We start from the raw sequence: 26,141 nt of genomic DNA on the forward strand, positions 1-26,141 counted from the left end.
TAACCCCCGACTCTGTGCCCACGGAGGGCGGACACGAGGCGGGGAGGGAGTGGGAGATCGCAGCGCCTTACTTGGCGGGCGTGGTCTCGCGCTTCTCCTTGATCTTGGCGGCCTTGCCGCGCAGGTCGCGCAGGTAGTACAGCTTGGCGCGACGGACGTCACCGCGGGTCACGACCTCGATCTTGTCGATGATCGGGGTGTGCAGCGGGAAGGTGCGCTCGACGCCGACGCCGAAGGACACCTTGCGGACGGTGAAGGTCTCGCCCACGCCGCCGCCGTGGCGACGGATGACGACACCCTGGAACACCTGGATGCGGGAGCGGGTGCCCTCGACGACCTTCACGTGCACCTTGACGGTGTCACCGGCGCGGAAGGCGGGGACGTCCTCGCGGAGGGAGGCCTTGTCGAGCTCGTCGAAACGCTGCATGGCGGATTCGCTTTCTTCTCGGCGCCACAGGTCGCCCAGGGTGGTCGGTGGTGCGTGGTGTACGGAGTGCGTCCGGCGTGCGGGAACGGCCACGTGCCGAGTGGTCGGCACTCCCCCTGTGGCAGGGGCCGTGGGTTCCGCGGACGCGAGGAGCCATTCTGCCACGGGCCGGGCCCCCGCCAGAAATCGGCGAGGACCCGGCCCGTGCGCCGGCGCCACGACGCGGTTCCCTCAGCGGGCGCCGGCGGCTCGGCGGGTCAGCCGCAGACGGGGTCGAGGCGGTCCGCCCAGCGGCGCTCGACCGACGCGGCCGCCCGCAGGGTCGCGGCGACCGACCGGCGGACGGGCCGGGCGGCGGCCACGGGGGCCGGGTGCCAGCCGTCGTCGACGACGGGTGCGCCCGGCAGGGCCGAGGTCGCCTCGGACCCGTTGAGGCGGATGGTGGTGAGGGCGAGGTAGTCGCTCATGAGGGGTCTCCTTCCGGGAGGTGGGGGTCAGGGAGTGGCGGGTCCGGTGCTGGACCGCACCACGAGCTCGGTGTCGAGCACCAGGCGGCGCTCGCTGAACGTGGGGTCGAGGAGCATCCGCCCGAGCAGGCGGCCCTTCTCGGCGATGGGCTGGCGGACGGTGGTGAGGCCCACCTGGGCCGCGGCGGGCACGTCGTCGAAGCCGGTGACCGACAGGTCCCGCCCGATGACCAGCCCACGCTGGGTGGCGGCCTCGATGGCGCCGAAGGCCATGACGTCGCTCACCGCCGCGATGGCGGTCGGGCGCTCGCGCCGGTCGAGCAGGAACGCGGCCGACCGCACCCCGGCGTCGTGGGAGTTGTGGCCCGCGTAGACGGCCGTGACGACGGCGTCGTCGCCGAGGGCGTCACGGATGCCACGCAGCCGCGGGCGGCTGTCGACGTACAGGTCGCCCTCGTCCTCGGGCCGCACGACCTCGGGACGCTCGGTGTGGTGCCGGCTGTCGACGATGATGCCGACGCGGCGGTGCCCCAGGTCGGCCAGGTGGCGTCCGACGGCGTACGCCGCGCCGTACTCGTCGATGAGGACGAACCCGTGGCGCTCGTCCCCCGGCCCGATGTCGATCGTCGACACCATCGGCAGCCCGCGCTCGATCGCCACGGTCCGGGCGGGGTGGTCCTCGTCGACGCAGTAGGCGACGACCCCGTCGACGACGGCCTGGCGCATGGTGTCGGCGGCCAGGCGGGCCTCCTCCTCGTCCTGCGGGTCGGCCAGCGACGGCAGCGGGATGAGCAGGAGCCCCGTGCGGTGCTCCTCGGCGACCTCCGCCAGGCCGGCGAGCATGCCGACCGAGTACGGGTCGGAGAAGGCGTAGGACAGCCGCTCGGTGAGCAGCAGCCCGATCGCGCCGGCCCGCTGCGAGCGCAGGCTGCGGGCGGCCGGGTCCGGCCCGGCGTAGCCCAGCCGCTTCGCGGTGTCCAGGACGCGGGTGCGCACCTCGGCGGAGAGCTGGTCGGGCTTGTTGTACGCGTTGGAGACGGTCGAGACGGACACGCCCGCCTCCTGCGCCACCGTCCTCAGGGTCACCCGTCCCATCGCACTCCGCCTCCTGGTCTCTGCATCGTTCTACTAAATCGTTCAAGTAGAACGATACAGAGATCTAATCCCGTGATCAAGCGAGCGACCTCCTCGCGCCTGCCCGAGGCCGTCGGCGCACCCGGCATACGGTGACCCGGTGACCATCAACCCCGGGTGGCCCGTCGCGCTCGCCCTCGTGCTCCTGCTCGCGGTGACCCTCGCCGCCCACCGGGTCAGCAGCTACCAGCTCGAGCGCCCCGTCGTCGTGGCCGCGCTGCGGGCGGTGGCGCAGCTCGCGGTGGCGGCCCTCGTCATCGCGGCGGTCGTGCGCAGCCTCGCCCTGTCGGTGCTGCTGCTCGTCGTCATGTTCGCGATCGGCGTCCTGACCACGACGCGCCGGGTCGGCGCGCCGCAGGCGTGGCCGTGGGCGGCGGCCGCCATGGCCGCCGGTGTGCTGCCCGTGCTCGCGGTGGTCCTCGCCACCGGCACGATCCCGCCCCAGGGCATCGCGGTCATCCCCGTCGGCGGGATCGTCGTCGGCAACGCGATGACGGCGCACACGCTCCTCGGGCGCCGGGCGTTCGCGGCCCTGGAGGAGGAGCACCAGCAGTACGAGGCGTGCCTGAGCCTGGGGCTGCTGCCCGCGCAGGCCATCGAGGAGATCGTCCACCGACGCGCTCCCGAGGCCCTGCTCCCCGGGCTCGACCAGGTCAAGACGACCGGCGTGGTGACGCTGCCGGGCGCCTTCATCGGCGTCATGCTCGGTGGCGGCTCACCGGTGCAGGCGGCGACGGCGCAGGTGCTCGTGCTCTTCGGGATCATGGCGGCGCAGACGGTGACCGTGGGCGTGGGCGAGCGCCTCATCGCCGGCCGCCGCCTCCTGCCACCCGTGCTGGTCGAACGGCTGGTGGACTGAGGTGCCGATGCACGACGACGAGGTCCCCGCCGACGAGGGCACCGTCCGCACGCTCCTCGAGGAGCAGTTCCCGCAGTGGTCGGCCCTGCCGCTGCGCCCCGTGCCCTCCGACGGCACCGTCAACCGCCTCCTGCGCCTCGGCGACGACCTCGTCGTGCGGCTCCCCCTCCAGGCGGGTGACCCGGCCGCCAAGCGCGCGTGGCTCGAGGCGGAGGCGCAGGCGGCCCGCTGGCTCGTCGGGCGCCTTCCGGTCGACACCCCCGAGCCGGTCGCCCTGGGCGAGCCGTCGACGGCCTACCCCCTCCCCTGGGCGGTCTACCGATGGCTGCCGGGGACCGTCGCCACCGCCGTCGACGTCGGCGGCTCGGTTGAGCTCGCGCGCGACCTCGCCGCCGTCGTGGCCGTCCTCTGGGCGACGGACACCGACGGCCGGGTCTTCACCGGCTCGGGACGCGGTGGCGCCCTGTCGGACCACGACGCGTACGTCGCCCGGTCGCTCGAGCACAGCCGCGGACTGGTCGACACCGAGGCGCTGCGGCGCCTGTGGTCCGACCTGCGCAGCACGCCACGCAGCGACGCCGACGCCTGGACGCACGGTGACCTCATGCCCGGCAACCTGCTGGTCCGGGACGGCCGCCTCGGCGCCCTCATCGACGTCGGCGGCGTGGGTCCGGCCGACCCGGCGCTGGACCTGCAGCCGGCGTGGAACCTGCTGACCGGCGAGGCGCGGCGGGCGTTCCGCGAGGCGCTCGCGGTCGGCGACGAGCGCTGGCGCCGCGGCATGGGCTGGGCCCTGGCGCAGGCGGTGGGCTGCCTCTGGTACTACCGAGAGACCAACCCGCCGATGTCGCGGCTCGCCCACCACACGCTCACCGAGCTGCTGGCCGACGGGGCGTCCTGACCGGACGCTGCCGCGCACGAGCCTGCGGGCGCACCCGGGCACACGCAGGATCGACCGTGCGGGTCAGCGCGGCGCACCCCCGCAGGCGGGGTCAGCGGCGGCGCTTGGTGAGGTCGACCGTCCCCGGGAAGGAGCCCTCACCGGGCCGCACCCGGTAGCCCGCCTTGCGGTAGATGCGCAGGTTGCGGTCGCTGCCCGCCCCCGTGTTGAGCCAGTATGCCGTCGCGCCGGCCGGCGCCTGCGCCTCGGCGAAGGCGAGCAGCTCGCGGCCCAGGCCGCGGTGCTGCAGGTCCGGCGCCACCATGAGTCGGCCGATCTGCCAGGTGGTGGGGTCCTGCGGGTCGAGCCGGCCACGGACCGAGGCCACCAGGCGACCGCCCGAGCGGAAGACCCACGTGCGCCAGTGGCCGAGGTCGTCGGCGACCTGCTCCACCGACTCCTCCCCGGCCCCGAACATGCCGTACCGCGCGATCTCGCCGACCCAGCAGGCCCGGGTCAGGACCATGAGCTCGGGGGCGTCCGCCGGGGTCGCGACAGCAAGGTCGAGCTCGGCGAGAGCGCCGGCGGGCTGCGAGGCGTGGAGCAGGTCGGGCCGGCGGGCGGCCGTGCGCTCGAGCCGCTGCTGGTGGCGCCACTGCGCGATAGCCCGGTGGTCGCCTGAGAGCAGCACCGCCGGGACGTCACGGGTGGTGCCCGGGGCGGACTCCCAGGACGCCGGCTTGGTGTAGACGGGGTACTCCAGCAGTCCGTCCTCGTGCGACTCCTCGACCAGGGACTCGGCGTTGCCGATCACCCCCGGCAGCAGCCGCGCCACGGCCTCGGTGACGGCCATGACCGCCACCTCTCCCCCGTTGAGGACGTAGTCGCCGAGGGAGACGACGTCGACCCGCAGCCCGAGGTCCTGCGCCGCGTGCTCGTACACGCGCTCGTCGATGCCCTCGTACCGGCCGCAGGCGAAGGCGAGCCACGGCTCCTGCGCCAGCTCCCGCGCCATCGCCTGGGTGAACGGCGTCCCGCCGGGTCCGGGGACGAGGAGCCGGGGGCGGGCGCCGTCGGGCCGGTCGGCGCCCGACCGCACCACGGCGTCCAGGGCCTCGGCCCACGGCTGGGGCTTCATGACCATGCCGGCGCCACCGCCGTACGGGGTGTCGTCGACGGTGCGGTGCCGGTCGTGCGCGAACTCGCGCAGGTCGTGCACGCGCACGTCGAGCAGCCCGTCGCGCCGCGCCCTGCCGATCAGCGACAGGTCGAGCGGGGCGAGGTACTCGGGGAAGATCGAGACGACGTCGATGCGCATGCCGTCGCGCCGCTCAGCCGTTGAGCTCGAGCAGGCCCGGCGGCGGGTCGAGCACGAGCCGGCCGCCCTCGACGTCGACCTCGGGCACGATCGCCTCGACGAAGGGCACGAGCGCCTCCCCGCCACCGGCGAGCTCGATGACCAGCAGGTCCTGCGCCGGGCCGGTCTCGAGCCCGCTCACCCGCCCGATCGGGGCGCCGTCGGTGCCGACCGCCTCGAGCCCGACCAGGTCCTCCTCGTACCAGGCGTCCTCCTCGTCCTCGGGCTCCTGCTCGTCGATGAGGTCCTGCGCCGCGAGGAACAGCCGGGTGCCACGCAGGCCCTCGGCACCCGTGCGGTCCGGGATCTCCTCGAACCCGAGCAGCCAGATGTCGCGGTGGAGGCGGGAGCTGCGCAACGTGAGCTGGCGGGGCACGCCGGAGCCGGGTGCGGCCTCGGTGAGGAACGTCGTGCCCGGCACGAACCGGCGCTCGGGGTCGTCGGTGTGCACCTGCACGGTGGACTCACCGCGCAGGCCGTGGGGCTTGCCGATGCGGGCGACGAGCAGGGCGTCGGACGGGACGGGCATGTCGGGATCCTCTCAGGGCGCAGGGGCCGGGGACGCGGCGAGGGCCGCCGGGAGCGAGCTCCCGACGGCCCTCGCCGTGGTGGTGCGACCGGTCAGCGCACGCGGTCGGTGTCGACGATGTCGACCCGGACGCCGCGGCCACCCGCAAGGGCGCCCACGACGGTGCGCAGCGCGCTGGCGGTGCGGCCGGACCGGCCGATGACGCGACCGAGGTCGTCGGGGTGCACGCGCACCTCGAGGATCTCGCCACGACGCAGCTCCTTGCGCCGGACGACGACGTCGTCCTTGTGGTCGACGATCCCCTTGACGAGGTGCTCGAGCGCCTCCTCCAGCACGGTCAGGCCTTGTCCGCGTCGGCGTCGGTGCTGTCCGCGGCAGCGGCACCGGAGTCGGTGTCGGCAGCCGGGGCGGCCTCGTCAGCCTTGGCCTCGTCAGCCTGCGGCTCGTCGGCCTTCTTGGCGGCGCGCTTCTTCGGGGTGGTGGCCCCGGACGCGTCGTCCGAGGTCTTGCCCGCAGCGGCGATGGCGGCCTCGTACAGCTCCTTCTTGGAGGGCTTGGCCGGCTTGGTCTTGACGTTGCCCTCCTTGGAGAGCTTGAGCAGGGCGGCGACGGCCTCGGTGGGCTGGGCGCCCTGGCTCAGCCAGTAGTCGGCCCGCTCCATGTCGATCTCGATGACCGAGGGCTCCTCGGTCGGGTGGTACTTGCCGATCTCCTCGATCGCACGACCGTCGCGCTTGGTGCGCGAGTCCATGACGACGACGCGGTAGAACGGGGCGCGGATCTTGCCCATCCGCTTGAGACGAATCTTGACGGCCACGAGTGTGGACCTCTCACTTTCTCGTTGTGAGCACGGCGAGACCGGGTGGGGAACACGCGGGGGGCCGAGGCTCGGGGTAGGCGCGCGGTCGGGGTAGAGGGCCCGAACCGCACGGGTACAGCCGCCCATTCTGCCAGACGGGAGGGGGTGCTCCGGACCACGCGGGCCTGGGAGACCGGGGCGCCCGGGCGCAGAGGTCAGCCTGAGGCGAGCTCCACCACCCGCGACAGCGTCCGTGGCCGAGGGAGGTAGGACCGCAGCGAGAGGTCGACGTCGGCCTCCGCGAGCGCGAGCCCCTCGTCGCCCGTGCGAGGGTCGAGGGCCGCCCGTGCCTGCCGCTCGACGAAGTTCAGCTCGGTGCACAGGACGAGCGCGAGCTCATCGTGGCCCCTGACCTGCCCCGGCCCACCTGCGCTGCGGTATGCCGCGACCGTCGTCCGCACCGCCGCCTCGTCCACCAGGTCGCCGTCGACGTGCCACTGCACGAGCACCTTGGCGAGCTCCCGGCCGGGGTCGACCGGGCCGGCGTCCTCCCAGTCGAGGGCGCGCAGCGACCCGTCTGGTGCCACCAGGACGTTGTCGGGGTGCAGGTCGCGGTGGCCCACCAGCCACGGGCCTGCGCTCGTGCCGGCCCGCGCGACCAGCGCCGCGAGAACCTCCAGGTCCTCGAGGCGGGACGCGAGCACCGGCCCCCACGGGCGGTCCGACGCGCGGGAGGCGAGCTCTGCGAACACCCCCACGTCGGGCGCCGTCGTCCACCACCTGCCCGGTGGCGAGGACGCAGGCGGCGCCGCGCGGTGCAGCGCGGCGAGCAGCGCCCCCACGGCGGCGGGCTCGGACGGCGCCGACGTGGCCCGCACGCCCTCGACCCACCGGGCGACCCGGACGGTGCCCCCGCCGAGCGCGGTGGGCAGCCGCACGGCATACGCACCGGTCGTGGCCCGCAGGTGCACCGGCACCTCGACGCCCCGCGCCGCGAGGTGGTCGAGGAGGGCGGCCTCGGCGCGTACGTCGTCCTCGTCGACCGCCTCGTCCGGCTGCTTGAGGGCGTGTGCCGCGTCGCCGACCGCGAGCCGCGACACCAGGCCGCGGGCGCCGCGAGCCACCGGTTCGCGGTGCAGCGGCCCGGCGCCGAGCGCGTAGGCCTCGCGCACCCACTCCCCCAGCCGGTCCACCGCTGTCTCGCTCACCAGGGGCTGGGCTCGTAGTCCTTGACGAAGCAGCCGTAGAGGTCCTCGCCGGCCTCACCGCGCACGATGGGGTCGTAGACGCGGGCGGCGCCGTCGACCAGGTCGAGGGGCGCGTGCCAGCCCTCGGCGGCGATCCGCAGCTTCTCGTGGTGCGGCCGCTCGTCGGTGATCCAGCCGGTGTCGACGGCGGTCATGAGGATGCGGTCCTTCTCGAACATCTCCCCGGCGCTGGTGCGGGTGAGCATGTTGAGGGCGGCCTTGGCCATGTTGGTGTGCGGGTGGCCCGCCCCCTTGTAGCGGCGGGAGAACTGGCCCTCCATCGCGGACACGTTGACCACGTAGGCCCGGCGCGCCCCGGCCTGGACCGCGGCGCGCATCGCCGGCCGCAGCCGTGACACGAGGATGAAGGGCGCCGTCGCGTTGCACAGCTGCACCTCGAGCAGCTCGAGCGGGTCGACCTCGTCGACGGTGTGCGTCCACGAGTTGGTGCGCTGGGTGTCGGGCAGCAGGCCGCCGGCGTCGACGGCCGTGCCGGCGAGGTGGGCGTCGAGGCTCGCGTGCCCGGCGGTGAGCGCCATCGACGTCATCTGGGCTGCGGAGCGGGCGGCGAGCTCCTGCGCGGCGTGCTCGGTGGACTCCCCCTCGTGGTGGGCGACCTGGTGGTGGCCCAGGGTCCGGACGAGGTTGGCCGGGTGCGCCTCGCTGACCCGGTCGAACGTCACAATCTCGGGCAGCCGGGTGCCGCGCGGCAGGGGCACCTCCTCGTTCTCGACGAGGTGGGAGTACGAGCCGGGGCTGCGGCGCACGGTCTGGGCGGCGTTGTTGACGAGGATGTCGAGCGGCCCGTCGGAGGCGACCTCGTCCGCGAGCGCGACGACCTGGGTGGGGTCGCGCAGGTCGATGCCGACGACCTTGAGCCGGTCGATCCAGTCGGCTGAGTCCTCCTGCGCCGCGAAGCGTCTCGCCGCGTCCCTGGGGAAGCGGGTGGTGATGGTGAGGTGGGCGCCGTCGCGCAGCAGCATGAGCGCGATGTACATGCCGATCTTGGCCCGGCCGCCGGTGAGCAGCGCGCGCTTGCCGGTGAGGTCGGCCCGCTGGTTGCGCTTGGCGTGGCTCATGGCGGCACAGGGCGGGCAGAGCCAGTGGTAGAACGCGTCGACCGTCGTGTAGTCGGCCTTGCAGATGTAGCAGCCGCGCGGCTTCATCAGCTCGCCGACCGTGGTGCCGACGGGCGGGACGGTGAGCAGGATCCCCTTGGTCTCGTCGTCGATGCGCATCGGCGAACCCGTCGCGGTGCGCGCGAGCAGCGCCTCGTCGTGGTCGACCTGTGGCTGCCTGGCCTCGCGGCGACGGGCCTTGCGGATCTGCTTGTACATGCGCCCCGTGGCGCGCTTGACCGTCTGGATGTCCGGGTCGTCGGCGTCGAGCGTCGGCAGCTGGGCCAGGACCCGCAGGGCGGTCGCGAGGTCGTCGGGGTCGATCCGGCCCGCGGTCGAGCCGACGGCCTCTTCGTCCCCGGGCGGGGCCGACCGGTCGTGCGTCGAGGTGGTCATCGGCTCACCCACGCGTCCGGGTCGGCGGCCAGGGCCCGCACGTGCTCGGGCAGCTCGCCGGACAGCACGTCGGCGAGCGAGGTCTCGTCGAGGACCGTGCGCAGGCTCGCGCGGACCGCGACCCACACCGTGGGCAGGTGCTCGGCGACGCCGTCGTACGCCGTCTCGTGCGGCCGCAGCCCGCGCACCTCCGCGAGCGGGCCGTCGACGGCGCGGAACACGTCACCCAGGCAGATGTCACGCGGCTCGCGGGTCAGCGAGTAGCCGCCGCGGGCACCGCGGGTGCTGCGGACCAGGCCTGCCGCCCGCAGGTCGGCCACGATGGCCTCGAGGAACTTGCGCGGGAGCGTCTGCCGGTAGGCCAGCGTCTCGACGCTCACGGGGCCGGCCGCGGTCGTCGCGGCCTCGGCGAGGATGAGCATCGCGCGCACTGCGTACTCCGTGCGCGCCGAGATGTCCACGGGCGCCATTGTGGCGCACCGTGACGGCCGCACCGACCACCGGCCGCACCGCCGGGGCGCGCGCACCCGGCATACCAGCATGCAAGACATAACACGTCGTTACTTGACCCATAAGCGAAAGCGCATTGAAACTCCTACTCGGAAGACCGGATTTCACCTCTCCCCGACAGGACCCCACCGCATGCGCAAGCTCGTCCTCCTCGCCCTCGTCGGCCTCGGCGCCCAGCTCGTCGACGGCAGCCTCGGCATGGCCTACGGGGTCACCTCGACGACGCTCCTGCTCGCCATCGGCACGAACCCCGCCGCCGCCTCTGCCACCGTCCACCTCGCCGAGATCGGCACGACGCTGGCGTCGGGCGCCTCGCACTGGAAGTTCGGCAACGTCAACTGGGGCGTCGTGGCGAAGATCGGCATCCCGGGCGCGGTCGGCGCGTTCGCCGGCGCGACCTTCCTGTCCAGCCTCGACACCTCGGTCGCCGCCCCGGTGATGTCGCTGGTTCTGCTCGCCCTCGGCCTGTACGTGCTCGTGCGGTTCACCGTGCGCGGGCTGCGGACCGACCGGCTCGGGCACCCGCTGCGCAAGCGCTTCCTGGCCCCGCTCGGCCTGTTCGCCGGCTTCGTCGACGCCACTGGCGGCGGCGGCTGGGGGCCGGTCGGCACGCCGGCGATCCTCGCGAGCGGCCGGCTCGAGCCGCGCAAGGTGATCGGCTCCATCGACACCAGCGAGTTCCTCGTCTCCGTGGCGGCGAGCCTGGGCTTCCTGCTGGCCCTCGGGTCCCAGGGCATCAACCTCGGCTGGGTCCTGGCCCTGCTCGCCGGCGGTCTCGTCGCGGCCCCGATCGCCGCCTGGCTGGTGCGGCACATCCCGCCGCGCGTCCTCGGCTCCGCGGTCGGCGGCATCATCGTCATCACGAACTCGCGGACCCTGCTGCGGTCCGACTGGGTGGACGCCTCGGCCGGCACCCGCTGGCTGGCGTATGCCGTGGTCTATGGCGTGTGGGCGGCCGCCGTCGCGTGGTCGGTCCGGCAGCACCGCGCCGAGCGCGACCTCACGGCGCACCGCGCCGCGGACACCGAGCGCGCGCTGGCAGCCGACCCCGCCTGATCGCGGACGCCGCGGTGGCCGCGGTGGCCGCGGTGGCCGCGGTGGCCGCGGTGGCCGCGGTGGCCGCGGACGGCGGACGCCGCGGACGGCCGCTCCGCGAACGGTCAGACGGTGACGCCGCGCAGGACGATGTGCTCGGGGGCCGCGAGCGCGCCGATCTCGACCCGGGGGTCGGCGGCGTAGACGACGAGGTCGGCGTCGGCGCCCTCCTCGAGCCCGGGGCGCCCGAGCCACTCGCGGGCGCCCCACGACACGGCCCACAGCGCCTCCTCCGGGCTGAAGCCGGCCCGCGTGAGCTCGGCAGCCTCCTGCGCGACCAGGCCGTGGCGCAGGGAGCCGCCGGCGTCGGTGCCCACGTAGACCGGGATGCCGGCGTCGCGCGCGGCACCGACCGTGGCGTACCGCCGCTCGTGCAGGGCGAGCATCCGGCGGTGGTAGTCGGGGAACTTCTCCCGCGCGGGCTCGGCGATCTGGGGGAAGGTCGCGATGTTGACGAGGGTCGGCACGATCGCGATGCCCTGGGCGGCGAACTGCGCGATCGTCTCGTCCTCCAGGCCCGTGGCGTGCTCGATGCAGTCGGTCCCGGCCGCGGCGAAGTCGTACAGGGACGCCTCGCCGAAGCAGTGCGCCGTGACGCGGGCACCCTCGTCGTGGGCGGCGGCGATGGCGTCGGTGAGCACGTCCACCGGCCAGCACGGGGTCAGGTCGCCGGCGTCACGGTCGATCCAGTCCCCCACGAGCTTGACCCAGCCGTCGCCGGCCTTGGCCTCGAGCCGGACGCGGTCGACCAGCTCGTCGGGCTCGACCTCCCAGGCGTAGTTGCGGATGTACCGGCGGGTGCGGGCGATGTGACGTCCGGCGCGGATGACCTTGGGCAGGTCGGGACGGTCGTCGATCCAGCGAGTGTCGGCCGGTGAGCCGGCGTCGCGGATGAGCAGGGTCCCGGCGTCGCGGTCCGCGATCGCCTGCGCCTCGGAGGTCTCGTCGTCCACCGCACCGTGGGCGTCGAGCCCCACGTGGCAGTGGGCGTCGACGAGGCCGGGCAGCACCCAGCCGCGCACCGTCTCGACATCGGCACCTGCGGCACCCGGCCGGTCGAACGTCAGGCGTCCCCCGACCACCCAGGCCTCCGGTCGCACCTCCTGCGGCCCGACGAGGATCTCTCCCTGCAGGTGCAGCACCGGTGCGCTCATGCGCCGACCCTAGCGAGCGCCCTCCGCCACGGGCGCGACGAACCGGCGCAGGGCCTCGGTGACGACCTCGGGCGCGTCGGTGTGGACCCAGTGGGAGGCCCCCTTGACCGTCAGCTGCCGCACCCGAGGGAACAGTGCGCGCATCGCCTCGGAGTCCTCCGGCTTCACGTACCCCGACTCCGCGCCCGCGATCCACAGGACCGGCCCTTCGTATGCCGGGACGTCACCGGGTGCGAGCGGCCAGCCCGCGATGCGTGAGCGCGTGCCGGTGTCGGCGTCCGCGGCCACCAGGTCGAGGTTGGCCTGCCAGCGCCAGGAGTCGCCGTGCCGCCGCAGGTTCTGCAGCAGGAACGCCTTGACGCCCGGGTCGGGCTCGCTGAACCGCGCCTCCGCGTCGGCCCGGCTGGTCAGCTCGGCGAGCGGCAGCGACTGCATCTCGCGGATGTAGCCCTCGAACCGCTCCAGCGAGCCGTAGGACTTCGGCGCGATGTCGACGACGACGAGCCGCTCGACGAGGTCGGGGTGGTGCAGGGCGAGCGCCATCGCGGTCTTGCCCCCGAGGGAGTGGCCCACGACCACCCACCGCTCCCCCGGTGCGGTGGCACGCAGGGTCTCGGCGACAGCGGCGGCATACGCCTCGAGGGAGAACTCGCGCGACCACGGCGAACGGCCGTGGTCGGGCAGGTCGACGAGGGTGCACCGGGCGGCGGTGCCGTCCGGGCCGGACAGGGCCTTGGCGATCTGCTGCCAGTTGCGCCCCTGCCCGAACAGGCCGTGCAGGAACGCGACCCGCGGGCCGGCGGTGCCGACCGACAGGGTGTGCAGCGGCGCGGCCGCGCCGCTCACCGGCCGAGGAACTTCTCGAAGCCTGCGGGCAGGTTCGCGGGGTCGAGGTCGGGGGCACCGTTGCCGGCGCCCTGGCCGCCGCCGAACGAGGCGCCGGTCGGGGCCGTCTTCGGGGCGTTGGCCCGCTCGGCCGCCGCGCGTTCCTCGGCGGCCCGCTTGGCGGGGTTGCCGGACTTGGACTTCTTGCGCTGCGGCTGCTGCTTGCCGCGCTTGCCGGGGCCGCCGCCCATGCCCGGCATACCGGGGATGCCGCCGCCACGGGCGAGCTGCTTCATCATCTTCTGCGCCTCGGTGAACCGCTCGAGCAGCGCGTTGACCTCGGAGACCTCGACGCCGGAGCCCTTGGCGATGCGGGCGCGGCGCGAGCCGTTGATCTGCTTGGAGTGGGTGCGCTCGAACGGCGTCATCGAACGGACCATGGCCTCGACCCGGTCGAACTCCTTGGGGTCGAGGTTGTCGAGCTGGGCTTTCATCTGGCCCATGCCCGGCATCATGCCGAGCATCGACTTCAGGCCGCCCATCTTCTTCAGCGCGGCCATCTGGTTGAGGAAGTCGTCGAAGGTGAAGTCCTCCTCGGCGAGGAACTTGCGCTGCATCTCCTCGGCCTGGCTGCGGTCGAACGCCCGCTCCGCCTGCTCGATGAGGGTCAGCACGTCGCCCATGTCGAGGATGCGCGAGGCCATGCGGTCGGGGTGGAAGACCTCGAAGTCCTTCACCTGCTCACCGGTGGAGGCGAACATGATCGGCCGCCCGGTGACGCTGGCCACCGACAGGGCCGCACCACCGCGGGCGTCGCCGTCGAGCTTGGAGAGCACGACACCGGTGAAGTCGACGCCGTCCTGGAACGCCAAGGCGGTCTCGACGGCCGCCTGGCCGATCATCGCGTCGATGACGAAGAGGACCTCGTCGGGCGAGATCGCGGCGCGGATGTCCGCGGCCTGCTGCATGAGGTCGGCGTCGACGGCGAGGCGGCCGGCGGTGTCGACGATGACGACGTCGTGCTGGGCGCGCTTCGCCTGCTCGATGCCGGCACGGGAGACGGCGACCGGGTCGCCGAAGCTGCGGGTGCCCTCGCCGGTCGGGCCGACGGCGTCGTGGCCGCCGACGTTGCCGCGCTCGGGCGCGTAGACCGGGACGCCGGCCCGCTGGCCGACGACCTCGAGCTGGGTCACGGCGTTGGGCCGCTGGAGGTCCGCGGCGACGAGCATCGGGGTGTGGCCCTGGTCCTTGAGCCAGTACGCCAACTTGCCGGCGAGCGTGGTCTTGCCGGCACCCTGCAGGCCCGCGAGCATGATCACGGTGGGCGGGTTCTTGGCGAACCGGATCGTGCGGGTCTGGCCGCCGAGGATCTCGACGAGCTCCTCGTTGACGATCTTGACGACCTGCTGCCCCGGGTTGAGCGCGGCGGAGACCTCGGCGCCGAGGGCGCGCTCACGGACGGCGTGCGTGAACTTCTTGACGACCGGCAGCGAGACGTCGGCGTCGAGCAGCGCGAGGCGGATGTCGCGGATCGTGCTGTTGACGTCGGACTCGGACAGCCGCCCCTTGCCCCGGAGGTTCTTGAAGGTGGCGGTCAGGCGGTCGGACAGGCTGGTGAACACGCGCCCCAGACTAATCGAGCCGCGGGAACCGGCAGACCAACCGGGTCTTTGAGCGATCGCGGCGGCCAGGACCGCCGCGATCGCTCAAAGACTCCTGAACAGCTCGGACGCGGACGGGCCGGGTATGCCGGTGTGCCGGGGATGCGCGTGTGCCGGGATGCGGGTGTGCCGGGTCAGGCGGGGGCGGTGCCGTCGCAGGTGTCGATGATCATGGCCACGGTCCGCGCCACGGTGGCGGGCGCGAGCAGGCGACCACCGAACTCGGTGACGTAGAAGGTGTCCAGGGTCTGGCCGGCATACGTGGCGATGTGGGCCGAGCGCACGGACAGGCCGGCCTTGGCGAACCCGATCCCGAGGTCGTGCAGCAGCCCCGGCCGGTCCTGGGCGCGCACCTCGATCACGGTGGCGTCCTCGGAGGCGTGCGGCACCACCAGGGCGCGCGCCTGCCCTGGCGAGCCGGTCCCCGACTCCCCACTGGGTCGCGCCGCGAACTGGCGGCGACGCTCGAGCAACCCGAGGGGCGCGCGGTCACCGGTGGCCAGCCGTTCGAGGCCGCGCGCGATGCGCTCGGCCTGCGGCGCCTCGCCGCTGGGGCTCTCGACGTGCCACTCGTTCGCCGCGACGCCGTCGACGGTGCGCAGGATCGCGGTCCGGACGACCAGCCCGTGCGCCGCGAGCAGCCCGGCGGTGTCGGCGAACAGCCCCAGCCGGTCGCGGTCGAACACGTCGATGCGGTACGACCCGCCCTGCGGCCGGACGACGACCCGGGGCTCGCCTGCCGCGACCGCCTCGAGGTCGGACGCGTCGACGGTCACGGTCTGCGCCGGTGGCGGCACGCTCCCCTCCTCCCAGCCGCTGCGGGCGGCCTCGGCGAGCTGGCGCAGCAGGGTCGCCCGCCAGTCGGTCCACGCCTGCGGGCCGGCCGCGCTGGCGTCGGCCTCCGTGAGCGCGACGAGCAGGTCGAACACGTCGCGCGACCCGCCCACCGCCGCCCGGGCCGCGGTCACCGTGCCGGGGTCCTGGTGGTCGCGCCGGGTCGCCAGGTCGATGAGCGTCAGGTGCTCACGCACGAGGGTCTCCACGACCTCGACGTCGGATGCCGGGTAGCCCAGGCGCGTCGCCACGGCCCGGGCGATCGGTGCCCCGGTGGCGGAGTGGTCGTGCGCGCCGGGCAGCTTGCCGATGTCGTGCAGCAGCGCGGCGAGCAGCAGCAGGTCGGCGCGACCCACCTGCCGGACCAGGCCGCCCGCGAGGACCACCGTCTCGACCAAGTGGCGGTCGACGGTGTGCCGGTGGACGGCGTTGCGCTGCGGGCGCGAGCGGACGGCCGCCCACTCGGGGATCCAGCGGTCGACGATGCCGGCCTGGTCGAGCCCCTCCCAGACCGCGATGAGGCCCGGGCCGGTCGCCAGCAGGTCGGCGAAGAGGTCCCGGGCGATCTCGGGCCACGGCTCGGGCAGCGTCGGCGCCTGGCCGGCGAGGTTGCCCAGGGTGGTCGGTGCGATGGGGAGGTTGTTGCGGGCGGCGACGACGGCAGCACGCAGGGGCAGCAGCGGCTCGGTCGACAGCGAGCTGCGCGGCCCGAGCACGACCTCGCCGTCGTGCTCGAACATGCCGAACCCGAGCGGGTTGAGCTGCGGCCGGCGCGGCCCGACCCGAAGGGTGCGCGCGCGCTGGGACTGCCCCGCCCGCCGCACGGTGCCGTCGAGGGCGTATGCCACGGTGCGGCCGGCGTTGGCGACGGCCGTGAGCAAGTCGTCGGCGTCGGCGTGGCCGAGGAGGGCGGCGACGGCGTCGTGGTCCTCGCGCCCGAGCCGGTCCCGGCCCCGGCCGGTCACGACGTGGACGGCGTCGCGCACGTCGAGGAGCACCCGGTGCGCCTCGTCCACCCCCTCGTGCGGGCGGTCGGTCAGCCACGCCGCGACCAGGGCACCGAGGACGGTCATGTCGCGCAGGCCGCCGTGGGCCTCCTTGAGGTCCGGCTCGATGCTCTGCGCGAGGTCGCCGTGCCGGGCGTGCCGGGCCCGCAGCGCGTCGAGCAGCTGGGGCAGCCGGCGCCGGGCGTTCGCCCGCCAGTCGTGGGCGACGGTGGAGCGCGCGGCTGCGACGACCTCGGGGTCGCCCGCGACGCAGGTCAGGTCGAGCAGTCCGACGGCCGCGGTGAGGTCGCCCGAGGCGACGGTGCGGCACTGGTTCACCGTGCGGACCGAGTGGTCCAGCTTCACGCCGGCGTCCCACACCGGGTACCAGACGCGGTCGGCGAGGCCGCGCAGGTCCTCCCCGCTGAGGGAGCGCCCGTAGTGCAGGAGCACGAGGTCGAGGTCGCTGAGGGGACCCGCGTCCCCGCGGGCCAGGCTGCCCACGGCCGCGAGGGCGATCCCCTCGGTGGAGCGCCCGTCGAGGGCCTGGGCCCACACCGTTGCGAGCCACTCACGCGTCATGGTGGCGATCGCCTCGCGCCGGGCCGTGCCCGCCCCCAGCGCGTCGAAACCCCGCGCGCCGGCCAGGTCGAGGCGGCGGGCCGCCAGGTCGATCTGCTCCACGCTCATGCTCCTACGGTGCCGTGCCGACGTTTCCGGTTGCCTGCACTGGTGTTACGTCCGTGTTAGGTCGTCCGCCGGTTCGCACACGACACGGGGAGGCGCCCGGGGCTCTCGGGCTCCGGGCACCTCCCCTGCTCGTGGCGGTCCTGCTTCTCCTGGGCGCTACAGGGCGTCGGGGCCCCGCTCGCCGGTGCGGACCCGGATGACGTCGTCGACCGGGACGATCCAGATCTTGCCGTCGCCGATCCGGCCGGTCTGGGCGGCCTTGAGGACCACGTCGGCGACCGAGCCCGCGTCCATGTCGTCGACGAGCACCTCGACCCGCACCTTCGGCACGAAGTCCACGGTGTACTCGGCGCCGCGGTAGACCTCGCTGTGGCCGCGCTGGCGGCCGTAGCCGGACGCCTCGCTGACGGTCATGCCCGAGATGCCGTAGGCCTCCAGGGCCTCCTTCACCTCGTCGAGCTGGTGCGGCTTGATGATGGCGGTGACGAGCTTCATGCGGATGCCCCCTCGTGGGTCTTGGACGTGGCCGGCTGGGAACCGATGGTGGTCCCGCTCCCGAACCTGCCACCAGAGTGCCCGGTGATGTCGTATGCCGACTCGGCGTGCTCGCTGAGGTCGACACCCGAGACCTCGTCGGCCTCGTCGACCCGGAAGCCCATCGTCTTGTGGATGGCCAGGCCGATGACGTAGGTGACCACGAAGGAGAACACGAGCACCGTCGCCGCGCCGAGGAACTGGGCCCACAGCTGGGAGAACCCGCCGCCGTAGAACAGGCCCTCGTTGACGTCGAGGCCGGCCGCACCGGTCGGGCTGCCCTTGGTGGCGAGGAGGCCGATCAGCAGGGTGCCGATGAGGCCGCCGACGAGGTGGACGCCGACGACGTCGAGGCTGTCGTCGAAGCCGAGCTTGAACTTGAGGCCGACCGCGAGGGCGCAGCCGACACCGGCGACGAGCCCGACGACCAGCGCACCGACCGGCGAGACGGTGGCGCAGGCCGGGGTGATCGCGACCAGGCCGGCGACGACACCGGACGCAGCACCGAGGGAGGTCGCGTGGCCGTCGCGGAACTTCTCCGTGACCAGCCAGCCCAGCATGGCGGTGCAGGTGGCGGCGAGGGTGTTGACCCAGACGCCGGCGGCCTGCGTGCCGGCACCGAGCGCCGAGCCCGCGTTGAACCCGAACCAGCCGAACCAGAGGATGCCCGCGCCGATCATGACCAGGGTGAGGTTGTGCGGGCGCATAGGGTCCTTGGCGAAGCCGATCCGCTTGCCGAGGACGATCGCGAGCGCGAGGCCCGCCGCACCGGCGTTGATGTGGATCGCGGTGCCACCGGCGAAGTCGTACGCGGCGGCGCCGCCGAACAACAGGCCGTCCGCCTTGTTGGCGATCCAGCCGCCGGTCTCTGCGGCATACCCGCTGAAGGCGAACACCCAGTGGGCGGCCGGGAAGTAGACCAGGGTCGCCCACACCACGGTGAAGACGGTCCAGGCGGTGAACTTGGCCCGGTCGGCGATCGCACCCGAGACCAGGGCGACCGCGATGATCGCGAACACCACCTGGAAGGCGACGAACGCCGGGGCCGGGATGCCGCCCGCGGCGGCCACGCCCTTGGCGGCGTCGGCGGGGACGAAGCCGTAGATCTGGTCGAGGACGCCCTTGAGGCCGAAGTGGGTGAAGGGGTTGCCCAGCAGGCCCCCGCCCAGGTCCGGCCCGAACGTCTCGCTGTAGCCCCACAGGACCCAGACCGTGCCGACCGTCCCCATCGTGATGAAGCTCATCATCATCATGTTGAGGACGCTCTTGGTCCGGACCATGCCTCCGTAGAAGAGGGCGAGGCCGGGAGTCATGAACAGCACGAGGGCCGCCGCGGCGAGGACCCACGCGGTGTTCCCGCTGTCGGTGAACGGCGTGTCGGCCGCCACGAAGGTAATTGCGCTCATGGCAGGAAACTGTGACCGCCCGCGGTTTCGTGTCGTGCCGGGGTTTGTTACGGCTGTGTTAGCGAAGGGTCACCGGCGTAAGAAGTACGTTTCGCGGCTGGTATGCCGCGGGTCAAGGACTGGTCAGAACGCCGAGACCGGGCCCTGCGAACGCTGCGGCCGGCTCAGCGCGCGCACCACCGCCGTGGCGCCGTGCCGGTCGGCCGCGACCGCCGCGAGCAGGCCCACGACGGGCACCACCGCCCCCTCGGGGAACTGCGGCGTCTGCACCCCGACGCTCGCGGCGAGGTCGTCGGCGTGGACGAGCATCTCCATCATCCGGGTCGTCAGGAAGTCGTCGGTGGTGAGCGACCAGCCCTGCCACGGGATGAAGATCGTGTCCGGGTCCCGCGGCGCGGCGAGCAGCTCGGCCAGCCCGTCGGTGTGGCCGGCCACGGTGGCGAGGACCGCGTCGGGGCCGGCGGTGGCCGCCTCGTCGTCGCGCACGTTCTGCTCGGGGTCGACCTGCCCGGCGCGGGACGCGGCCACCCAGGGCGCCCGGCGGTAGTGCTCGAGGACGGGGATGACCTCGCCGCTGGGCTCGGCAGACAGGCCCCGGGCGACGGTCACGCCCTGGTTGAGCAGGTGGTGCGCCAGCCCTCCCACGCTCATCCCGGCGCAGGCGCTCTCGTGCGCCCAGGCGTCGCGGACGGCTGCCGAGCCGGCGAGCTCGCGGGCGATGGCCACGGACTCCAGGAAGGCGGTGCGGTGCTCGGTGAGGCTCATGCGGCGACCCTACCCACGGGTGCCGACGGCCGACCGCGGCCCACGGCGGCTCGGCGGCTCACCACGGGCCACGGCGCCTCGCCCGGGCGGGCGCGGGCGCCTCGCGTGCTCGGGCCTCAGGAACCGCCCTCGGGTGCGAGCGCCAGGTAGCGCTCCCCCATGGAGGCCAGCTCGTCGTCCTCCACCATCCGGGCGAATCCCACCAGGGCCTGGGCCGGCTCCCGCAGGCCCTCGAACCGGCCGGACTCGACCAGGATGTCGCACAGCAGGATCCGCAGGTCCGGGGGCACCGGCCGTCCGGTGCGCTCGGCGGCGCCGATGGCCTCCTGCAGCAGGACCGTGGCGGTCTCCGGGTCGCCGCCGCGCCACAGCACGAGTGCCTCGAGCTCGGCCAGCGAGATCCGCAGCTCCACGGTCGGGTGCGCGTCGACGAGGGCTCGCGCCCGGGCGAGCGTGTCGTCGGTGCGCGGGTCGTCGACGGCCACCATCGCGCGGACGGCGAGCGTCGCGGCCTCCGCCGCCCAGCCCCCGTCCCCGTCCTGCTCGTAGAAGTGGGACGCCCGCAGCAGCAGGGTCGGCGCCATCTCCTCGGGGGCGACGTGCGCCAGCCCCATCAGCCCGCCGGCGGCGTGCCCGGGCTCGTCCATCGCGAGCAGCTGCTCGACGTACCCCAGCCCGCGCTGCAGGGCCTGCTCGTCACCCACCCCGAGCTCCACGGGCACGAACGCCATCCGGCTGCGGATCTCCTCCAGCATGTCCCCGGCCGCTGCGGCCGCCTCGATGGACTCGGCCAGCACCTGGCCGGCGGCGGGGTGGCCGGCGCCCAGCAGCACCTGCCCGAGCCGGCGGTCCAGCACCGCCCACTGCGACAGCTCCTCGGGCCCCTCGGGCCGCAGGACGCCGCGCGCCTGGGACCACCCGAAGACCAGGTGGTCCATCCGGATGACGTCGTGCGCCTGCGCCGCCTCCAGGAGCGCCCGGTGGTATGCCGTGACGCTGTCGGGCAGGGGCGCCTGCGCCTCCGCGAGCACCGCGGAGGGAAGCTCCTCCGCGCCCGAGGCGTGTCGTGGCGACGCTGCCCCGCCCGCGTGGTCCGCCTCGTCGCGCCCCAGCGCGTCCCGGTCCGGCGCCGTCACGAGCGCTCCCCCACGAGTCGTGCGGGCAGCCGCCCGCGCCAGCGGCCGCCGACCCGGGCCCGCAGCGAGGCGGCATACCGCTCCAGCGGCAGGAAGGCCAGCATCATCACCAGGTGCGGCCAGAACGCGATGGTGATCGCGGCATACGTCATGGCGTGGAAGACGAACCACGCGGCCACCACGCGCCGGCGCCACCGCTCGGACAGCAGGAAGATCACCGGCGAGGTGAGCTCGGCCGTGAAGAGCACCCACTGGAACCAGTGCAGCGTCCACGGCACCTCGAGCAGCCACTGCGCCATGGGGGTCCCGCGGCGCACGACGGCCCGCACCATCGTCGCGGAGTTGACCCACTCCCAGCCGCCGAACCGGACCTTGGCCCACGCGGAGAGGAAGTAGGTGGCGACGGCGGCCAGCTGCACCGCCCGCAGCGCGAAGCCGGCGGCCTCGGAGCGGCGGCGGTCCGACAGGTGCGCCAGGCCCACGGTGGGCAGCAGCGCCAGCGCGACGACGAAGTCGGCCCGGTCGTGGTCGACCTTGCCGTAGGAGAAGGCGACGTACTGGTACCAGGTCCACGCGACCGCCACGGTCCACCCGAGCAGGCGCGGAGCCCTCCCGGTCATCGCCGCGAGCGCGGCCGCCACACAACCCCACTTGAGCACCTGCACGAGCAGCACCGTCGCGGCGGGGAGGTGGAGCGCCTGCCCGACCAGCAGGGGCTCGTACCAGACCGGGTCGGCCCAGCCGTGGTACCAGCCGGAGGTGTGCAGGAGCAGGACGTCGACCACGACGAAGGCGAAGACGAGCAGCCGGAGCACGGCCACCCGTGCCACGGGCATCGGCTCGAACAGCCAGCCCTGCAGCCGGCGCACGGCGCTCACCGCGCGCTCCACTGCGCCAGCACCTCGGTCCGGACCTCGCCGGTGGGCTTGCGGTCGACGACGACGATGAGGCGGCGGACGACACGCAGGGCCGTCCAGGTCGGGGCGTCGGGCCGCAGTCGCGCGTGGCTGGCGGCGAGCGTGCCGAGCCGCGCGGGGTCGGACGTGATCTGCGGGATGCGGCCCTCGACCTCGGCCCGGTTCAGGCCGGTGTTCTCCGGGGTGAGCGGGGCCGGACGCCACTGCCCGGGTTCGGCGGCGGTCTGCACCTCGATGCCGGTCGACCAGACCGACCCCGACGGGGCCTGCGAGGTCGAGAACATCCGCCACGGGGAGAACGGCCACCAGTCGTCGTCGCCGACGAGGGAGCCGGCGCAGAACCCGGCGGCCAGGACCAGGACGACCGCGGTCCGCCACGCCTTCGCGGCGCCGCCCAGCCGCTGCACGGGCTCCTGCTCCCGCACCTCGACCCGCTCGTCCACCCCGGTCGCCACGCGGTCAGGGTAGGCCATGATGGAGGGATGGTCCCGGACCGGAACACCGTGCGGTCACCCCGCTCGAGGGCGGGCTGAGCGCGGCGCGCCATGGACTGGTTCGCCGCCGAGGGCTACCGGGTCTCGCGCCTGCTGTTCCAGCGCGGGCTGGGCGGGCTCTACCTCGTGGCCTTCCTCGCCGCGGCCCTGCAGTTCCGGGCGCTGCTGGGCAGCCGCGGCCTGCTGCCGGTCCCTGCCTTCGTCGCGCGGGTGCCGTTCCGCCGGTCCCCCAGCCTGTTCCACTGGCGGTACTCCGACAGCCTCTTCGCCGGGGTCGCGTGGACCGGCGTGGGGCTCGCCGCGCTGACGGTCGTGGGCGTCACCGAGCGGCTGCCCCTGCCTCTGTCGATGGTGGTGTGGCTCGTCCTGTGGGCGCTGTACCTCTCGATCGTCAACGTGGGCCAGCGCTGGTACGGGTTCGGCTGGGAGTCGCTGCTGCTCGAGATGGGGTTCCTCGCCGTCTTCCTGGGCACCGCGGACACGGCGCCTCCCCTGCCGGTCCTGGTCGCCCTGCGGTGGGTGCTGTTCCGGCTCGAGTTCGGGGCGGGGTTGATCAAGCTGCGCGGCGACCCCTGCTGGCGGGACCTGACCTGCCTGTACTACCACCACGAGACCCAGCCGATGCCCGGGCCGCTGTCGTGGTGGTTCCACCACCTGCCCGCGCCGCTGCACCGGGTCGAGGTGTCGGCGAACCACGTCACCCAGCTCGTCCTGCCGTTCGGGCTGTTCCTGCCGCAGCCCGTCGCAGGCTGGTGCGCCGTCGTGATGGTCGTGACCCAGCTGTGGCTGGTGCTCAGCGGCAACTTCGCCTGGCTCAACTGGAGCGCCATCGTCCTGGGCCTCGCGGTCGTCCCCGACTCGTTCTGGGGGCACGTGCTGCCCCTGCGGCCCGACCCCGGGGCGACGGGCACGCCGGTGTGGTGGGTGGTCGCCTGCCTCGCGCTCGTGGCCCTCGTGGCCGTCCTCAGCCGGCGGCCGGCGCGCAACCTCGTCTCCTCCGAGCAGGCGATGAACGCCTCGTTCGACGTGCTGCACCTGGTCAACACCTACGGCGCGTTCGGGAGCGTGACCCGCACCCGGTACGAGGTCGTCGTCGAGGGCTCAACCGCCCTGGCCGGCTCGCCGTGGCTGGAGTACGAGTTCAAGGGCAAGCCGGGCGCCGTCAGCCGGCTGCCCCGGCAGTGGGCGCCGTACCACCTGCGGCTGGACTGGCTGCTGTGGTTCGCCGCGCTCTCGCCGAGGTATGCCGAGCCGTGGTTCCCCCGGCTGCTCCAGCGGCTGCTCGAGGGCGACCGGGCGACGCTGCGGCTGCTGCGGCACAACCCGTTCCCCGACCAGGCACCGGCCGCCGTCCGGGCCACGCTCTACCGCTACCGCTTCACGACCTGGTCCGAGCGGCGCGGGACCGGTGCCTGGTGGCACCGCGAGGTCGTGAGCCAGTTCGCACCCCCACAGGGCCTCGGCGACCGCCCCCTGCCCTGACCCGCTGGCCCGCACCGGGGTCGGCGGTGACGGCGGCGTCGGCGACGCGGTCAGCGTCGTGGGCGCGGTCAGGGTCGTCGGCGGCGTACCGCCACGACGCCGCCTGCTGCGAGCAGGACGGCCACGAGCGCGGCGGTCGCTGCCGCCACCGTGCCGCGCGACGGTGTCGACGGGACCGCACGCCCCTCCGCGTCCGCCCGACGCGAGGACGGCGCGGTCGCCGTCGGGGACGTCGGTGCGGACGACGGTGCAGACGTCGGTGGGGCCGTCGATGGCGCCGCGCCGGACCCCACCGGGACGTCGACGCGCTGCACCAGGGAGCTGCGTCCCTCCGAGCCGGCGAGCAGTCCGGGCCCGTCCGGGTCCAGCGCGAGGGTCTCGCCCTGTGGCTGCAGCGGCAGCAGGGCCGATGTCCGGACCGCCCAGGTCTGGGGGTCGAGGAGCACCAGCTGTGTGTAGGTCCGCACCGCGAGGGCGGACCCGTCCGCCAGCCAGACCGCGTCGGTCGCGACGGCCGGCCCGGCGCCGACGCGCACCAGCCGGTTCACCCGGGTCCGGCTCGGCTCCTGCGGCAGTGCGTATGCCGTGCCGAATCCCGACTTCGTGACCACGACGACGCGGCCAGTGCGGGGGTCGACGGCCAGCGCCTCGGCGTCGTGCGGGCCGTCGGGGTAGACGAGGTCCCAGGACGACCAGCCCCCGCGGGTGTCCCCGAGGCCGGGCTCGTCGAACCAGTACACCGTCACGTGCCGGCGGGTCCCGCTGTTGTCGCCGATGTCGCCCACCAGCACGCGTCCCTGCGGCGTCACGGCGAGCGCCTCGACGTCCCGCACGGGGGCGCCGAAGGTGTGGACGCCGACGGTTCGCCCGGTCCGGGTGTCGATGGCGAAGATCCGGCCGCTGTCGCCGGAGTCGTTCGCGGTCCAGACCACGTGCGGGTGCCGCACGCTGCGCGCCAGCCCGGAGGACTCGGTCACGCGTGGGTCCTCGATGCGGAAGTCGCGCGCCACCGCCGGCCCGGCGGCATACGCGGCTCCCGTGCCGAGCACCGGCGGCCCACCGGCAGACGCGGTCCCCGCCACGAGCGGGCCCCAGGCCAGCGTGGTCGCCGCAGCGGCGGCCACGCACCGGGGCATCGTCAGCCGACGATGGCGTCGACGAAGGCCTCGGGGTCGAACGGAGCGAGGTCGTCCGGGCCCTCGCCGAGGCCCACGAGCTTCACCGGCACCCCGAGCTTGCGCTGCACCGACACGACGATGCCGCCCTTGGCCGTGCCGTCGAGCTTGGTCAGGACGATGCCGGTCACGTCGACGACCTGAGCGAACACCTCGGCCTGGCGCAGCCCGTTCTGGCCGGTGGTGGCGTCGAGGACGAGCAGGACCTCGTCGATGGGGCTCTGCTTCTCGATGACGCGCTTGACCTTGCCGAGCTCGTCCATGAGCCCGACCTTGTTGTGCAGCCGCCCGGCCGTGTCGACGAGCACGACGTCGGCCTCCATCTCGGTGCCCGCCCTGACCGCGTCGAAGGCGACCGCAGCGGGGTCGGCGCCCTCACGGTCCGAGCGCACGGTCGGCACGCCGACGCGGCTGCCCCAGGTCTCGAGCTGGTCCGCGGCCGCCGCGCGGAAGGTGTCGGCAGCACCGAGGACGACGTCCTTGTCCTCGGCGACGAGGACGCGGGCGAGCTTGCCCACGGTCGTGGTCTTGCCGGTGCCGTTGACGCCCACGACGAGGACGACGGCCGGCCGCTCGGCGACGCGGGAGCTGGCGACGCTGCGGTCCATGGTGGGGTCGACCAGGCGCAGCAGGTCCTCGCGCAGCCAGGCGCGCACGGTGGCCTCGTCGGTGGTGCCCTCGACCTTGACCCGCGAGCGCAGGCGGTCGACGAGCTCGGTGGTCGCCTCGACGCCGAGGTCGGAGCCGATGAGGGTGTCCTCGACCTCCTCCCAGGCCTCCTCGTCGAGGCGGCCGCGGGACAGCAGGGCGAGCAGGCCCTGGCCGAGCGCACTGTTGGAGCGGGCCAGGCGTGCCCTGAGCCGGGTCAGGCGGCCGGCGACCTCGGCCGGGCGCTCGACCGTGGGGGCCGGCGGCGGCTCGACGAGGGTGTCCTCGGGCACCGGGAGGGTGTCGACCGACCCGGCGTCCTGCACGGACCTCTTCGGCGCGTCCCGCGGCGGCTCCGCGTCGTCCCCGACGCCCGGCAGCACGTCGCCCGACGGCTGCGTGCCGCGCGGCGCCTCCTTGCTGCGCCCGCCCCGCCCGCGGGTGAGGCCGACGACACCCCCGACGAGGACGACGAGCAGTACGACCGCGACAGCGATCCATTCCCAGAGCTGATCGATCACGCGCGCCATCCTCTCATCGACGGGCGACCCCGTCCGACGGCCGCCCGGCACGCGCACCGCCCCCGGTCGCTGCTGCGGCCGGGGGCGGTGCGGTC

Annotated in this window: 26 protein-coding genes; 4 read left to right on the forward strand and 22 right to left on the reverse strand. The window is 74.1% G+C overall.

All coding sequences use genetic code 11. From position 1 onward, the window contains the following. Positions 1-67: 67 nt before the first annotated feature. The 3 genes from rplS to RKE38_RS12725 all read right to left on the reverse strand — a co-directional run bounded on the left by rplS (position 68) and on the right by RKE38_RS12725 (position 1,989). Positions 68-427, reverse strand: coding sequence for a 50S ribosomal protein L19 (gene rplS / locus RKE38_RS12715; protein ID WP_310155398.1), 360 nt, complete (start codon positions 425-427; stop codon positions 68-70). 257 nt (positions 428-684) lie between these two features. Then, entirely contained in the window at positions 685-894 is a 210-nt protein-coding gene (locus RKE38_RS12720) for a hypothetical protein (protein WP_316007859.1), read from the reverse strand. A gap of 27 nt (positions 895-921) precedes the next feature. Beyond that, positions 922-1,989 carry a LacI family DNA-binding transcriptional regulator gene (locus RKE38_RS12725; RefSeq protein WP_316007860.1) on the reverse strand — a complete coding sequence of 356 codons (1,068 nt, stop codon included), beginning with the start codon at positions 1,987-1,989 and terminating at the stop codon, positions 922-924. Between the two features lie 139 nt (positions 1,990-2,128). Between RKE38_RS12725 and RKE38_RS12730 the strand changes: the two genes are divergently transcribed. Beyond that, a complete protein-coding gene (locus RKE38_RS12730) occupies positions 2,129-2,887 on the forward strand; it encodes an ABC transporter permease (protein WP_316007861.1) in 759 nt (252 codons plus the stop codon). Positions 2,888-2,894: 7 nt separating this feature from the next. Next, positions 2,895-3,788 (forward strand): aminoglycoside phosphotransferase family protein, encoded by an 894-nt coding sequence (locus tag RKE38_RS12735; protein ID WP_316007862.1) that lies wholly within the window; start codon positions 2,895-2,897, stop codon positions 3,786-3,788. A gap of 91 nt (positions 3,789-3,879) precedes the next feature. Here the strand turns inward: RKE38_RS12735 and trmD are convergent, their stop codons facing one another. The 7 genes from trmD to RKE38_RS12770 form a co-directional block, all read right to left on the reverse strand. Beyond that, on the reverse strand, positions 3,880-5,085 hold the full coding sequence (gene trmD, locus RKE38_RS12740; RefSeq protein ID WP_316007863.1) for a tRNA (guanosine(37)-N1)-methyltransferase TrmD: 1,206 nt from the start codon (positions 5,083-5,085) through the stop codon (positions 3,880-3,882). Positions 5,086-5,098: 13 nt separating this feature from the next. Further along, positions 5,099-5,653, reverse strand: a complete 555-nt coding sequence (gene rimM, locus RKE38_RS12745) for a ribosome maturation factor RimM (protein WP_316007864.1) — start codon at positions 5,651-5,653, stop codon at positions 5,099-5,101. Between the two features lie 92 nt (positions 5,654-5,745). Next, entirely contained in the window at positions 5,746-5,988 is a 243-nt protein-coding gene (locus RKE38_RS12750; protein WP_310155379.1) for an RNA-binding protein, read from the reverse strand. Between the two features lie 2 nt (positions 5,989-5,990). Beyond that, positions 5,991-6,470, reverse strand: coding sequence for a 30S ribosomal protein S16 (gene rpsP / locus RKE38_RS12755; RefSeq protein WP_316007865.1), 480 nt, complete (start codon positions 6,468-6,470; stop codon positions 5,991-5,993). A 197-nt stretch (positions 6,471-6,667) separates the two neighbouring features. Next, complete coding sequence (locus RKE38_RS12760) at positions 6,668-7,660, reverse strand: aminoglycoside phosphotransferase family protein (protein WP_316007866.1); 993 nt, start codon at positions 7,658-7,660, stop codon at positions 6,668-6,670. After that, positions 7,657-9,213, reverse strand: coding sequence for an SDR family NAD(P)-dependent oxidoreductase (locus tag RKE38_RS12765; protein ID WP_316007867.1), 1,557 nt, complete (start codon positions 9,211-9,213; stop codon positions 7,657-7,659). Before RKE38_RS12765 ends, RKE38_RS12760 begins: the two co-directional genes overlap by 4 nt. After that, the gene (locus tag RKE38_RS12770) at positions 9,210-9,683 is read right to left on the reverse strand and encodes an Rrf2 family transcriptional regulator (protein WP_316007868.1); all 474 of its coding nucleotides are present in this window, start codon (positions 9,681-9,683) and stop codon (positions 9,210-9,212) included. The genes RKE38_RS12765 and RKE38_RS12770 overlap by 4 nt, the downstream gene beginning before the upstream one ends. A 172-nt stretch (positions 9,684-9,855) precedes the next feature. On the opposite strand from RKE38_RS12770, the gene RKE38_RS12775 reads away from it, so the two are divergent. Beyond that, a complete protein-coding gene (locus tag RKE38_RS12775) occupies positions 9,856-10,779 on the forward strand; it encodes a sulfite exporter TauE/SafE family protein (protein WP_316007869.1) in 924 nt (307 codons plus the stop codon). 104 nt (positions 10,780-10,883) lie between these two features. Here the strand turns inward: RKE38_RS12775 and RKE38_RS12780 are convergent, their stop codons facing one another. From RKE38_RS12780 to RKE38_RS12825, 10 genes are all read right to left on the reverse strand, one after another. Then, positions 10,884-11,972 carry an amidohydrolase family protein gene (locus RKE38_RS12780; RefSeq protein WP_316007870.1) on the reverse strand — a complete coding sequence of 363 codons (1,089 nt, stop codon included), beginning with the start codon at positions 11,970-11,972 and terminating at the stop codon, positions 10,884-10,886. 9 nt (positions 11,973-11,981) lie between these two features. Beyond that, positions 11,982-12,818, reverse strand: coding sequence for an alpha/beta fold hydrolase (locus RKE38_RS12785; RefSeq protein ID WP_316007871.1), 837 nt, complete (start codon positions 12,816-12,818; stop codon positions 11,982-11,984). Further along, positions 12,815-14,419, reverse strand: a complete 1,605-nt coding sequence (gene ffh, locus RKE38_RS12790; RefSeq protein ID WP_316007872.1) for a signal recognition particle protein — start codon at positions 14,417-14,419, stop codon at positions 12,815-12,817. Before ffh ends, RKE38_RS12785 begins: the two co-directional genes overlap by 4 nt. Before the next feature lie 173 nt (positions 14,420-14,592). Then, on the reverse strand, positions 14,593-16,968 hold the full coding sequence (locus RKE38_RS12795; protein ID WP_316007873.1) for a [protein-PII] uridylyltransferase: 2,376 nt from the start codon (positions 16,966-16,968) through the stop codon (positions 14,593-14,595). A 156-nt stretch (positions 16,969-17,124) separates the two neighbouring features. Continuing rightward, the gene (locus tag RKE38_RS12800) at positions 17,125-17,463 is read right to left on the reverse strand and encodes a P-II family nitrogen regulator (RefSeq protein WP_316007874.1); all 339 of its coding nucleotides are present in this window, start codon (positions 17,461-17,463) and stop codon (positions 17,125-17,127) included. Continuing rightward, positions 17,460-18,908: an ammonium transporter gene (locus tag RKE38_RS12805; protein WP_316007875.1), complete on the reverse strand. Its 1,449-nt coding sequence runs from the start codon at positions 18,906-18,908 to the stop codon at positions 17,460-17,462. Before RKE38_RS12805 ends, RKE38_RS12800 begins: the two co-directional genes overlap by 4 nt. Before the next feature lie 123 nt (positions 18,909-19,031). After that, positions 19,032-19,673, reverse strand: a complete 642-nt coding sequence (locus RKE38_RS12810) for a maleylpyruvate isomerase N-terminal domain-containing protein (protein WP_316007876.1) — start codon at positions 19,671-19,673, stop codon at positions 19,032-19,034. Between the two features lie 116 nt (positions 19,674-19,789). Further along, on the reverse strand, positions 19,790-20,809 hold the full coding sequence (locus RKE38_RS12815) for a hypothetical protein (RefSeq protein ID WP_316007877.1): 1,020 nt from the start codon (positions 20,807-20,809) through the stop codon (positions 19,790-19,792). Beyond that, positions 20,806-21,687 carry a hypothetical protein gene (locus RKE38_RS12820; protein ID WP_316007878.1) on the reverse strand — a complete coding sequence of 294 codons (882 nt, stop codon included), beginning with the start codon at positions 21,685-21,687 and terminating at the stop codon, positions 20,806-20,808. The genes RKE38_RS12815 and RKE38_RS12820 overlap by 4 nt, the downstream gene beginning before the upstream one ends. Next, a complete protein-coding gene (locus RKE38_RS12825) occupies positions 21,684-22,181 on the reverse strand; it encodes a hypothetical protein (protein ID WP_316007879.1) in 498 nt (165 codons plus the stop codon). The genes RKE38_RS12820 and RKE38_RS12825 overlap by 4 nt, the downstream gene beginning before the upstream one ends. Before the next feature lie 90 nt (positions 22,182-22,271). On the opposite strand from RKE38_RS12825, the gene RKE38_RS12830 reads away from it, so the two are divergent. Then, complete coding sequence (locus tag RKE38_RS12830; RefSeq protein ID WP_316007880.1) at positions 22,272-23,702, forward strand: lipase maturation factor family protein; 1,431 nt, start codon at positions 22,272-22,274, stop codon at positions 23,700-23,702. Positions 23,703-23,770: 68 nt separating this feature from the next. On the opposite strand, the gene RKE38_RS12835 is transcribed toward RKE38_RS12830, so the two are convergent. Together RKE38_RS12835 and ftsY are read right to left on the reverse strand one after the other, a co-directional pair. Beyond that, complete coding sequence (locus RKE38_RS12835; RefSeq protein ID WP_316007881.1) at positions 23,771-24,826, reverse strand: hypothetical protein; 1,056 nt, start codon at positions 24,824-24,826, stop codon at positions 23,771-23,773. A 14-nt stretch (positions 24,827-24,840) separates the two neighbouring features. Beyond that, positions 24,841-26,055 (reverse strand): signal recognition particle-docking protein FtsY, encoded by a 1,215-nt coding sequence (ftsY, locus tag RKE38_RS12840; protein WP_316007882.1) that lies wholly within the window; start codon positions 26,053-26,055, stop codon positions 24,841-24,843. Between the last annotated feature and the right edge of the window lie 86 nt (positions 26,056-26,141).

Source organism: Phycicoccus sp. M110.8, assembly GCF_032464895.1.
Taxonomy (GTDB): Bacteria; Actinomycetota; Actinomycetes; order Actinomycetales; family Dermatophilaceae; genus Pedococcus.

Bases quoted from the DNA above. Each gene is read 5' to 3' on its own strand.
- RKE38_RS12765 (WP_316007867.1), bottom strand. From the start codon at position 9,213: ATGACCACCTCGACGCACGACCGGTCGGCCCCGCCCGGGGACGAAGAG.
- RKE38_RS12770 (WP_316007868.1), bottom strand. From the start codon at position 9,683: ATGGCGCCCGTGGACATCTCGGCGCGCACGGAGTACGCAGTGCGCGCG.
- RKE38_RS12735 (WP_316007862.1), top strand. From the start codon at position 2,895: ATGCACGACGACGAGGTCCCCGCCGACGAGGGCACCGTCCGCACGCTC.
- RKE38_RS12805 (WP_316007875.1), bottom strand. From the start codon at position 18,908: ATGAGCGCAATTACCTTCGTGGCGGCCGACACGCCGTTCACCGACAGC.
- RKE38_RS12810 (WP_316007876.1), bottom strand. From the start codon at position 19,673: ATGAGCCTCACCGAGCACCGCACCGCCTTCCTGGAGTCCGTGGCCATC.
- RKE38_RS12795 (WP_316007873.1), bottom strand. From the start codon at position 16,968: ATGAGCGTGGAGCAGATCGACCTGGCGGCCCGCCGCCTCGACCTGGCC.
- RKE38_RS12800 (WP_316007874.1), bottom strand. From the start codon at position 17,463: ATGAAGCTCGTCACCGCCATCATCAAGCCGCACCAGCTCGACGAGGTG.
- trmD (WP_316007863.1), bottom strand. From the start codon at position 5,085: ATGCGCATCGACGTCGTCTCGATCTTCCCCGAGTACCTCGCCCCGCTC.
- rimM (WP_316007864.1), bottom strand. From the start codon at position 5,653: ATGCCCGTCCCGTCCGACGCCCTGCTCGTCGCCCGCATCGGCAAGCCC.
- RKE38_RS12725 (WP_316007860.1), bottom strand. From the start codon at position 1,989: ATGGGACGGGTGACCCTGAGGACGGTGGCGCAGGAGGCGGGCGTGTCC.
- RKE38_RS12720 (WP_316007859.1), bottom strand. From the start codon at position 894: ATGAGCGACTACCTCGCCCTCACCACCATCCGCCTCAACGGGTCCGAG.
- RKE38_RS12780 (WP_316007870.1), bottom strand. From the start codon at position 11,972: ATGAGCGCACCGGTGCTGCACCTGCAGGGAGAGATCCTCGTCGGGCCG.
- RKE38_RS12775 (WP_316007869.1), top strand. From the start codon at position 9,856: ATGCGCAAGCTCGTCCTCCTCGCCCTCGTCGGCCTCGGCGCCCAGCTC.
- rplS (WP_310155398.1), bottom strand. From the start codon at position 427: ATGCAGCGTTTCGACGAGCTCGACAAGGCCTCCCTCCGCGAGGACGTC.
- RKE38_RS12830 (WP_316007880.1), top strand. From the start codon at position 22,272: ATGGACTGGTTCGCCGCCGAGGGCTACCGGGTCTCGCGCCTGCTGTTC.
- ftsY (WP_316007882.1), bottom strand. From the start codon at position 26,055: ATGGCGCGCGTGATCGATCAGCTCTGGGAATGGATCGCTGTCGCGGTC.